Source organism: Streptomyces sp. SID5643 (genome assembly GCF_009872555.1).
In the GTDB taxonomy this organism is placed as follows: Bacteria; Actinomycetota; Actinomycetes; order Streptomycetales; family Streptomycetaceae; genus Streptomyces; species Streptomyces iakyrus.
Genome location: NZ_WWIC01000242.1, coordinates 1 through 11,349, shown reverse-complemented (window position 1 = coordinate 11,349; position 11,349 = coordinate 1). Strand labels below are relative to the sequence as shown.

Here is an 11,349-nt window from a genome sequence, read left to right as displayed (position 1 = left end):
CCCACTCCGGGGCCCGCCCCGCGCACCGCGCCGCGTACGCCACCGAGACGTCCCGCGCCAGCGGGGCCAGCGACCAGCCGTCACCCGCGATGTGGTGGACCACCACGACCAGGACGTACTCCTGCGCCCCGGTGTCGAACAGCCGGGCCCGGATGGGCACTTCGGAGGAGAGGTCGAACACGTAGCTCTTCGCCTCGGCGACGGCGGCGTCCAGCGCGTCCGGTGCCACCTGTTCCACCTGCAACTCCCACGCCACCTCGGCGAGGTCCAGGACCTGCTGGTGCGGCTCGCCGGCCGATGCCGGGAAGACGGTGCGCAGCACCTCGTGCCGCTCGATCACGTCCCGTAGCGCGGCGTTCAGGGCCGCGGTGTCCAGGCGGCCCGACAGCCGCAGCACGACGGGGATGTTGTAGGCGGCGGCGGGGCCTTCCAGCTGACCGATGAACCACAGCCGGCGCTGCGCGAAGGACAACGGGATCATCGGGACTCCTCCTGACGGCGCATCGGCCGCAACGTCGGCCGTGCTGGTTGTTGTGTTCCGGACCGCAGCCGTGCGAGCCCGGCCACCGTCCGTACCTCGTACAGCTTCCGCAGCGAAACCTCGACGCCCAGCACCGTTCGAACACGGCTGAGCAGCCGGGTGGCGAGCAGTGAATGCCCGCCGAGGGCGAAGAAGTCGTCATCGACTCCCACCCGCTCCAGGCCGAGAACGTGCGCGAACGCGGCGCACAGGAGCTCTTCCCGCTCGTCGGCCGGCTCCCGGCCGCTACCCGCCATGCCCGCGTAGTCCGGGGCGGGCAGAGCCCTGCGGTCGAGCTTGCCGTTAGCCGTCAACGGCAGGGCATCGAGCACCACCACCGCCGACGGCACCATGTACCCGGGAAGCCGCTCGGCCGCGAACGCCCGCACCGCCGCCTCCGGCAGTACCGTGCCGTCCCCGGCGGGCACCACATAGGCCACCAGTCGCACATCCCCGGGGCTGTCCTCGCGGGCGACCACCGCGGCCTGCGCCACCAGCGGATGTCCGGCCAGCAGCGCCTGGACCTCGCCCGGTTCGATACGGAACCCGCGGATCTTCACCTGGTCGTCCGCCCGGCCCGCGAAGACGAGTTGCCCGTCCCCGGTCCACCGCGCCCGGTCACCGGTCCGGTACATGCGCTCGCCCGGCAGGTACGGGCAGGCCACGAACCGCTCCGCCGACAGGCCCGGCCGGCCCAGGTACCCCCGGGCCAGCTGTCCGCCGGCCACGTACAGCTCGCCCGGTACTCCCACCGGCACCGGTGCCAGCCGCTCGTCCAGCACGAACACGCCCAGCCCCGGGATTCCCCGGCCGATCACGCTGCCCGCCGGGCCGCCACGCGCGCCCAGTTCCCGGAAGGTGACGTGCACGGTGGTCTCGGTGATGCCGTACATGTTCACCAGCCGCGGGCCGCCGTCCCCGTGGCGCGCCCACCATCCTTCGAGCCGCCCCGGATCCAGTGCCTCACCGCCGAACACCACCGCGCGCAGCGCCGCGACCGCTGCCGGACGCCGCTCCTCCTCCGCCAGCAGCTGGTAGAAGGCCGACGGCGTTTGGCTGAGCATCGTGACCCGCTCGCGTTCCAGCAGCGCCAGGAACTTCTCCGGCGACCGGGAAACCTCGAACGGCACCACCACGACACGGCCGCCGTGGAGCAGCGCTCCCCACAGCTCCCACACCGAGAAGTCGAAGGCGAACGAGTGGAACCAGCTCCACACGTCGTCCGGCCCGAACTCGAACAGCCTCCGGGTCTGGGCGAACAGCCCCGTGACGTTGCGGTGGGTCACCGCCACGCCCTTGGGCCGGCCGGTCGAACCAGAGGTGTAGATCACGTAGGCCGGGTTCTCCGGCCGCACCACTCCCCGCTCACCGGCGGTCGGCACGGTGCCGTCCAGGCTCTCCAGGGTCCGGTCCGTCGCCGGGTCGTCCAGCACGACCCGTGCCACGCCGTCGGGCAGCACGTCCGCCCTGGCGGCCGACGTGAGCACCACCACCGGCGCGGCGTCCTGGAGCACGAACGCGATCCGCTCGGCCGGATACTCCGGGTCGACGGGCAGATACGCGCCCCCCGCCTTGAGCACGCCCAGCAGTGCCACCACCGTGTCGGCGCCACGGTCCAGGCACACTCCGACGAGCGACTCGGGACCGACGCCCCGGCCGGCCAGCAGGCGGGCCAGGCGGTTCGCTCGCGCGTCCAGCTCCGCGTACGACACCGCTGTGCCGTCGGCGACGACGGCCACCGCGTCGGGCGCCCGGGACGCCTGCGCTTCGAACAGCTCCGGCAGCGTCGAGGCCGCCACCGGGGCGGCGGTGTCGTTCCACTCCGACAGGATCCGGTGACGGTCCTGTGCGCCGAGCACGTCCACCGCGTTCAGCGGCAGCTCGGGAGCGCCGTCCAGGGCTGTTTCCAGTGCGGTCACCAGGTTCTCCGCGGCGGTACGCACCAGCGCGCCCACCGCACGCGGGTCGACCGGGGCCACCGCGTCCACGCCCACGCCGATCGCGTCACCGCGATCGTCGAGCGAAACCGTGAGGGGGTAGTTGGTGCGGTCCCGGGCGAACAGCAGCCGTGTTCCCTCCATCTCGTCGTCCCGGCCGCCGGGCGTGCCGTGCCGGTAGTTCAGGATCGACGTGAACAGCGGTGTGTCGCCGCGCAGTTCCACGGCGGCCTGCTGGGCCACGGCGAGCGGGGCGTGCTCGTGCTCCATCAGGCCCGCGAGCCGCCCGCGCATCGCCGCGACCGCCGCCACCACGCCGGTGCCGTCCACACGCATCCGTACGGGCAGCGTGTTCATGTACGGGCCCGGTACCCGCTCCGATCCCGCCCCGGCGTTCATCCGCCCGAACAGCACGGTGCCGAAGACCACGTCGTCACGGCCGGACACCGCCGCCAGGGCGCGGGCCCAGGCCACGTGGAGCACCGTCGCCGTGCTCACGCCGAGGCGCCGGGAGACCTCCCGCAGCCGCCCGTTCAGCCCGGACGCCAGCGAAGTCCGGTCCCGCCGCACGTCCATGTCGTCACCGTGTACGTCCACCAGCCCGTACGGCGCCGTCGGTTCGATCACGTCGCCCAGCAGTTCGGTGAAGTACCGCTCGTGCTCGGAGCGGTCCGTCCCGCCGCGTGCCATGGCCACGAAGTTCCGGAACGGCAGCGGCTGCGGCAGTGCGGCCTCACGCCCGGTGAGGAACGCGCGTACCTCCGCCAGCAGCACCTCCCGGCCCCTGTGGTCCTGGATCATGTGGTGCGCGCGGATCAGGGCAAGGCACCGGCCGTCCGCGAGGTCCGCCACGTGGACGTCCATCAGTGGCGCCCGGCTCAGGTCCATCGTCGGACCACCGGCCGCCACCAGCTCCTCCACCGGATCCCCGCCGTGCGGGTCGAGACGCACCTCCGTCACCGGAAGCTGCGCCCGCCGCCACACCACCTGCACCGGCTCCGACAGCCCTTCCCACACGATCGCGGTGCGCAGGATGTCGTGCCGGTCCATCACATGGCGCAGGGCGTCGAGGAAGGCGTCCAGCCGGGCGCGGGAGTCGAACTCCAGCACCGTGGGCTGGAGATACGCGTCCTCGCCGCCCTCGGCCAGCAGATGGTGGAAGAGCAGGCCTTCCTGCAACGGCGCGAGCGGGTACACGTCCGCCACGTTCGCCGCGCCGCCCGGGACGGTGGCGACGATCCGCTCCACCTCGGCAGCCGAGAGCTCCACCAGCGGCAGCATCTCGGGCGTGATCACCGTCGCACCCCCGGGAATGAGGTTCTCCGGGACGTCGGCCCGCTCCGTTCCCGCCGACTTCGCGAGGCTGGCGACCGTCGGTGTGTCGAACAGCGCACGCACCGACACCGACACGCCCTGGGCACGCAGCAGCTCCACCAGCTGGACGGCGAGCAGCGAGTGCCCGCCGAGAGCGAAGAAGTCGTCGTCGACCCCGACCGCCTCCAGGCCGAGGACCTCGGCGAACGCGGCGCACAGCACCTCTTCCTCGATCGTGGCGGGGCCGCGGCCCGCCCCGGTGGTTCCCGACGTGTCGGGCGCCGGCAGGGCTCCGCGGTCGAGCTTCCCGTTGATCGTCAACGGCAGCGCGTCGAGGACCACCACCGCCGAGGGCACCATGTAGCCGGGCAGCCGCCCCGCGGTGAACTCCCGTACCGCCTCGGACAATCCGTCGTTCCCGCCGGGTCCGTCGGACTCCTGGTCCTCGGGCACGACGTACGCCACCAGGCGTACCTCTCCCGGGCTGTCCTCGCGGGCGATCACCGCCGCCCGGCCCACCTGCGGATGCGCGGCGATCACCGCCTGCGTCTCGCCGGGCTCCACCCGGTAGCCGCGGATCTTGATCTGCTCATCCGCCCGGCCGTCGAACTCCAGCTGCCCCTGCGCGTTCCACCGGGCCACGTCTCCCGTCCGGTACATCCGCTCGCCGGGCGCGCCGCCGTACGGACACGCCACGAAACGCTCCGCCGTGAGCCCGGGGCGCCCCACGTAGCCACGAGCCAGCTGCGCCCCGGCCAGATACAGCTCTCCCGTGACTCCCACGGGCACCGGATTGAGCCGGGCGTCCAGCACGTACAGCCGCATGTTCGCGACCGGCCGGCCGATCGGCACCGACTCGCCCACCTCGTCGCCGGCCCGTACCTCGAACACGGAGCAGCCGACGACCGCCTCCGTCGGGCCGTACTCGTTCACGACCACCGACTCCGGGGCCCGCGCCAGCCAGTCGCGTACCACCGCGCCGGGCAGCGCCTCACCGCCCACCACCCAGGTCCGCGCCGCCCCCGGCGCCTGCGGCAGCATCTCGGCCAGCACCGGCAGGTGCGCCGGCACGACCTTCGCCAGGTCGAAGCCGCGATGTGCGCGAAGCAGGTCGGCGAGGCCTTCCGCACCGCCCTCGCGGCCGGCCCGCACCGCGCCCCCGGTCAGCAGGGGAACCACGACGCTCGTCACCGTCAGGTCGAACGCCAGCGACGAGTGCAGCGGCGCGCCACCGTCCCCGGCCGCGTACTTCTCGGACGCCCACGCCGCGTAGTTCGCCAGCCCTCCGTGTGTCACGGCCACGCCCTTCGGCCGCCCCGACGAGCCCGAGGTATAGATCACATACGCCAGCTGCTGCGCCGACGCAGACACTCCCGGTGCCGTCCCGGGCGCCGCCGCCAGCTGCATCCGCGTCAGCGGGTCGTCCACCGCGACCATCCGCACCCGGCCGGCCGGCAGCTCCTCGCCCGTCTCCTCGTCCGTCACCAGCAGCACCGCGCCGCTGTCCCGCAGCACGAACGCGATCCGTTCCGCCGGATACTCGGGATCCACCGGTACGTATCCGGCTCCCGCCTTCCACGCCGCGAGCACGGCCACCATCATCTCGACACCCCGCGGCAGACAGACCGCGACGAGCGACTCGGGGCCCGCGCCCAGGCCCCGCAGGTGGTGCGCCAGCCGGTTCGCCCGCTCGTCGAGCTCCGCGTACGACACCTCCACGGCACCGGCCACGACCGCCACCGCGTCCGGTGCCGAGGCGACCCGCGCCTCGAACAGCTCCGGCACCAACGTGCTCCCGGCCCCGGTCGTGGTGTCGTTCCACGCCACCAGGACCCGTTCCCGCTCCCCCTCCCCCAGCACGTCCACCGCACCCAACGGCACGTCGTCTCCGCCGTCGAGCGCCGTCTCCAGCGCGCCCACCACGTTGTCCACGGTGGTGCGCAGCAGACCGAGCACCGCCTCCGCGTCGATCCCGGACACCGCCGCCACGACGAATCCGAGCCCGGTCCCGTCGTCGTCGACCGACAGGGCGAGCGGGTAGTTGGAGCGGTCGCGTGTCAGCAGCAGCCGGATGCCTTCGAGCGTGCTCTGTTCGCTCCGGTCGTTGACGTGCCGGTAGTTCAGCGTCGCCGTGAACAGCGGCGTGTCGCCGGACACTCCGCTGGCCTGCTGCGCGAGCCACAGCGGCGCGTGCTCGTGTTCCAGCAGGCCGGCCAGCTGGCCGCGCATCGCCGCCACCGCCGCGCGTACGCCCGCGTCGCCCGTCCGCATCCGCACCGGCAGCATGTTGATGAACGGACCCGCTACCCGGTCCGCGCCCGCGCCCGCGTTCATCCGCCCGAGCAGGATCGTGCCGAAGACCACGTCGTCCCGGCCGCTCACCGCTGCCAGCAGCCGTGCCCACACCACGTGCAGTACCGTCGCCGCGCTGACGCCGAGGCGTCGGGACACAGCCTGGAGGCGGGCGTGCACCTCGGGGGACAACCGCTCCACCCCGTGGACCACGTCCGCGCCGTCCCCGCGTACGTCCAGCAGTCCGTACGGTGCCGTCGGCTCGCTCACGTCCGCCAGCAGCCGCGCGAAGTAGGCCTCGTGTTCGGCTCGTGCGACCCCGCCGCGCGCCTGCGCCACGTAGTCCCGGAACGCCCGCGGTGCGGGCAGCCGGTCGCCGTGGCCCGCCAGGAACGCCTCGACCTCCTCGAGCAGGACCTCCAGCCCGACGTGGTCCTGGATCATGTGGTGGGCACGGACCAGCCCCAGCCACCGGCCGTCGCCCAGGTCCGCCACGTGCACGTGCAGCAGCGGCGCCCGGCTCAGGTCCATCGTCAGACCACCGGCCGCCACCAGCTCCTCCACCGGATCCGCGCCGTGCGGATCCACACGCACCTCCACCACCGGGAGCGGCGCCCGCCGCCACACCACCTGCACCGGCTCCGACAGCCCCTCCCACACGAAGGAGGTGCGGAAGATGTGGTGCCGGTCCATCACCCGCTGCAACGCGTCCGTGAACGCCTCCAGCCGGGCGCGGGAGGCGAATTCGAGGACGGTCGGCATGACGTACGCGTCCTCGCCGCCGTCGGCCAGCAGGTGGTGGAAGAGCAGGCCTTCCTGCAACGGCGCGAGCGGGTACACGTCCGCCACGTTCGCCGCGCCGCCCTCCACCCCGGCGACGATCCGCTCCACCTCGGCGGCCGAAAGCTCCACCAGCGGCAGCATCTCGGGCGTGATCACCGTCGCACCCTCGGGAATGAGGTTCTCCGGCACCTCCACCCGCTGGGCGCCCGCCGACACCGCGAGGCCCGCCGGTGTCGGCGCCTCGAACAGGGCACGCACCGACACCGACACGCCGCGGGTGCGCAGCAGCTCCACCAGCCGCACCGCGAGGAGCGAATGTCCGCCCAGCCGGAAGAAGTCGTCGTCGACCCCTACCGCGTCCAGACCGAGGATCTCGGCGAACGCGGCGCACAGGACCTCCTCGCGCGCGGTGGCCGGACCCCGGCCGGTTCCGGTGGCGTACTCCGGGGCGGGCAGGGCCTTGCGGTCCAGCTTGCCGCTCACCGTCAGGGGGAGCTTCTCCAGCACCACGACCGCCGAGGGCACCATGTACTCCGGCAGGCGCCCGGCCACGAAGGCGAGCACCGACGCGGGCAGACGCTCCTGTGCGGCCGCTTCGCCGGTGGTCCCTTCCGTGGGCACGACGTAGGCCACCAGACGTGTCTGTCCCGGGGTGTCCTCGCGTGCGACCACCGCCGCCTGCGCGACCTCCGGGTGCGCGACCACCGCCGACTGCACTTCGCCGGGCTCGATCCGGAACCCCCGGATCTTCACCTGCTCGTCGGCGCGTCCCGCGAAGACCAGTTGGCCGTCCGCCGTCCACCACGCGAGGTCACCCGTGCGGTACATCCGCGTACCGGGTACGAACGGGCAGGCCACGAACCGCTCCGCGGTCAGCGCCGGGCGCCGCACATAGCCCCGGGCCACGTTCGCGCCGGCGATGTACAGCTCGCCCGGCACGCCCACCGGGACCGGCCGCAGCGAACGGTCCAGGACGAACAGCCCGGTGTTGGCGATCGGACCGCCGATCGGCAGCGGACCCGTGCCGTCCGCGTCCACCGGCCCGGCCGCCGCGATCACCGTCGCCTCGGTCGGCCCGTACACATGGGTCAGCCTGCGGCCCTGTGCCCACGCCCGTGCGAGCGCCGGTTCGATCGGCTCCGCACCCACCAGCATCGCTTTGACCGCCGCCAGGTCCTCGCGCTCCAGCACCGCCATCAGCGACGGCAGCACGAGGGCCGAGCGCACCCCGGCCGACTCCACCAGCGCCCTCAGCAGCGCGGGGTCCGTACGCTCCGCCGCGTCGGCCACCACCAGCGTGCCCCCGCGTCCCAGAGTCACCGCCACGTCCAGCACCGAGGCGTCGAAGGTGAAGGAGGCGAACTGCAACAGTCCGACACCGGGGCCGACTTCCATCATCGTGCCGAAGACCGACACCAGATTGGCCAGCGACCCGTGCGAAACCGCCACGCCCTTCGGGCGGCCCGTCGAACCGGACGTGTAGATCACGTACGCCAGTGCCGCGGGGGCCACGGCCACCGTGGGCGGCGTGGCCTCGAGCCCGGCCAGCTCCCGGAGCGTCGCCGGGTCGTCCACGACGACCCGGGCCACACCGGCGGGCACCGCACCGGCGGCCGCCACCGTGGTGAGCACCACGGCCGGTGCGGCGTCCTGGATCCCGTACTCGATCCGCTCCGCGGGGTACTCCGGATCCAGCGGCACATACGCGCCGCCCGCCTTCCACACCGCGACGATCGCCGTCACCAGGTCGATTCCGCGCGGCAGGCACAGCGCCACCAGCGACTCCGTGCCCACGCCCAGGCCCGCCAGGTGCCGTGCCAGCCGGTTCGCCCGCGCGTCCAGCTCCCCGTACGACAGAGTGGTGCCCGCGAACGTCACCGCGGCCTCTTCCGGCCTGCGTGCGGCGTGCTCGGCGAACAGCTGCGGCAGGGTACGGTCCGCGACCTCGGCCGCCGTGTCGTTCCAGTCCACCAGCATCCGCCGGCGCTCCGCCTCGTCCAGCACGTCCACCGAACCCAGCGCGGGCCGCGGCCCTCCGTCGAGCGCGGTCTCCAGTGCCGCCACCAGACCCTCCGCGGCGGTACGCACCATCACGCCCACCGCCGACGGGTCCACGGGCGCCACGGCGTCCACGAACAGGCTGATCGACCGGCCGTCGTCGGCGATCGAGACGCTCAGGGGGAAGTTGGTGCGCTCGTGGGCGGACACCAGCCTGGTGCCCTCCATCGCCCCGTCCCAGCGCTCGTCCTGGTCCTGGCCCGAGTTGCGCCGGTAGTTGATGAGCGAGGTGAACAGGGGTGCGTCACCGGTCACCCCGCCGGCCCTTTGCGCGAGGGCCAGCGGTGCGTGCTCGTGTTCCATCAGCTCCGCGAGTTGGCTCCGCATCGCCGACACCGCCGCCAGGACATCGACGCCGTCGCCGCCGTCGACCCGGAACCGCACCGGCAGCGTGTTGATGAACGGGCCGGGAACGCGGTAGGCGCCCTCCCCGGAGTTCATCCGCCCGGACAGGACGGTGCCGAAGACCACGTCCTCACGGCCGGACACCGCGGCCAGGACACGCGCCCACGCCACGTGCATCAGCGTCGCGGGACTCACCCCCGCACGGCGTGCGGCATCGCGCAGCCGTGCGTTCAGCTCCGGCGCGAACGCGACCTGCGCCCGCACCGAACCTGCGCCGTCGCCACGCACGTCCACCAGTCCGAAGGGGGTCGTCGGCTCCTCGACGTCTCCGAGCAGCTCGGTGAAGTACCGCTCGTGCTCGGAGCGCTCCACCCCGCCCCGTGCCTGTGCCACGTAGTTCCGGTACGGCACCGGCTGCGGCAGCTCGTCCTCCCGCCCGGCCAGCAGCGTCTCCACCTCACCGAGCAGTACTTCGAGCCCGGCGCCGTCCCGCACCAGATGATGTCCCCGCAGCAGCGCCAGCCATCGGCCGCTGTCCGGGGCCTCCGCGACGTGGATGTTGATCAGCGGCGCCCTGCCGAGGTCCATCGACAGGCCGCCGGCCGCCACCAGCTCGGCCACCGGGTCGCTGCCGTGCCGGGCCGCCACCACTTCCTCGATGGGCAGTGCGGCGTGCCGCCACACCACCTGTACCGGCTCGGACAGCCCTTCCCACGCGAGGGAGGTGCGGTAGATGTCGTGCCGGTCCACCACCCGTTGCAACGCGTCGAGAAAGGCGTCGAGCCGCGCCCGGGAGTCGAACTCCAGCACCGCCGGCAGCACATAGGCGTCCTCACCGCCGTCCGCCAGCAGGTGATGGAAGAGGAAGCCCTCCTGCAAGGGCGCCAGCGGATACACGTCCGCCACATTGCCCGCACCGCCCGGCACGCTCGCGACGATCCGCTCGATCTCCTCGGCCGTCAGATCCACCAGCGGCAGCATCTGCGGAGTGATCACCGTCGCACCCGCCGGAATCAGGTTCTCCGGCACCACCACCTGCCGCGCACCGGCCGCGTCGGCCAGGCCGGCCACGGTCGGGGTGTCGAACAACGCCCGCACCGACACCGGCACGCCCTGGGCACGCAGCGACTCCACCAGTCGCACAGCCATCAGCGAGTGCCCGCCGAGTGCGAAGAAGTTGTCGTCGACGCCGACGCCCTCCACACCGAGGACCTCGGCGAACGCCGCGCACAGGATCTCCTCCCGGGCGTTGGCCGGGCCCCGGCCGCTCCCCCCGGTGTACTCCGGCGCGGGAAGCGCCCCCCGGTCCAGTTTCCCGTTCCCGGTCAGCGGCAGCGCGTCCAGCACCACCACGGCCGACGGCACCATGTGCTCGGGCAGGCGCCCGGCGGCGAACGCCCGTACGGCTGCGGCCGGCTCCCCGCCCGCGTCGACGGGCACGACGTAGGCGACCAGACGCCGGTCACCCGGGCTGTCCTCGCGCACCACCACCGCGGCCTGGGCAACGCCCGGATGTGCGGCGACGGCGGCCTGTACCTCGCCCGGCTCGACGCGGAAGCCGCGGATCTTGACCTGGTCGTCCGCCCGGCCCGCGAAGACGACCTCACCGTCCGTGGTCCACTTGGCCCGGTCGCCCGTGCGGTACATACGGGCTCCGGGCACATACGGGCAGGCCACGAAGCGCTCGGCGGTCAGCCCGGCCCGCCCCACGTACCCGCGCGCGAGCCCGGCACCGGCCACATACAGCTCACCGACCACACCGGCCGGAACGGGCCGCAGCCACGCATCCAGTACGTAGAAACGGGTGTTGGCGATCGGTGCACCGACCGGCACGACACCATCGGCAGCCAGGTCCGTACTCAGGCGCGTGGTCGCGACACCGATGGTCGCCTCGGTCGGACCGTAGTGGTTGAACACACCACGCTCTCCCGCCGCCGCGAGCAGCTCCCGCACCCACGGCGCCGAGGCGGCCTCGCCGCCCAGCACCAGCGACTTCGCCGGCAGAACGCCTTCCAGACCACCAGCAGCGGACAGTGCCGCCAGATGCGAAGGCACCGCCTTGAGGTAGTCGATCCGGTGCTCCGACAGATACGCGGCCAC

Annotated in this window: 2 protein-coding genes; both read right to left on the bottom strand. The window is 73.1% G+C overall.

What is annotated here, in order from left to right; genetic code table 11:
- Window positions 1–481 (bottom strand): condensation domain-containing protein (locus GTY56_RS26790; RefSeq protein ID WP_161367876.1); only part of this gene is annotated, 481 nt, incomplete at its 3' end.
- On the bottom strand, window positions 478–11,349 hold the full coding sequence (locus GTY56_RS26785) for a non-ribosomal peptide synthetase (RefSeq protein WP_346345594.1): 10,872 nt from the start codon (window positions 11,347–11,349) through the stop codon (window positions 478–480). The genes GTY56_RS26790 and GTY56_RS26785, both read right to left, overlap by 4 nt.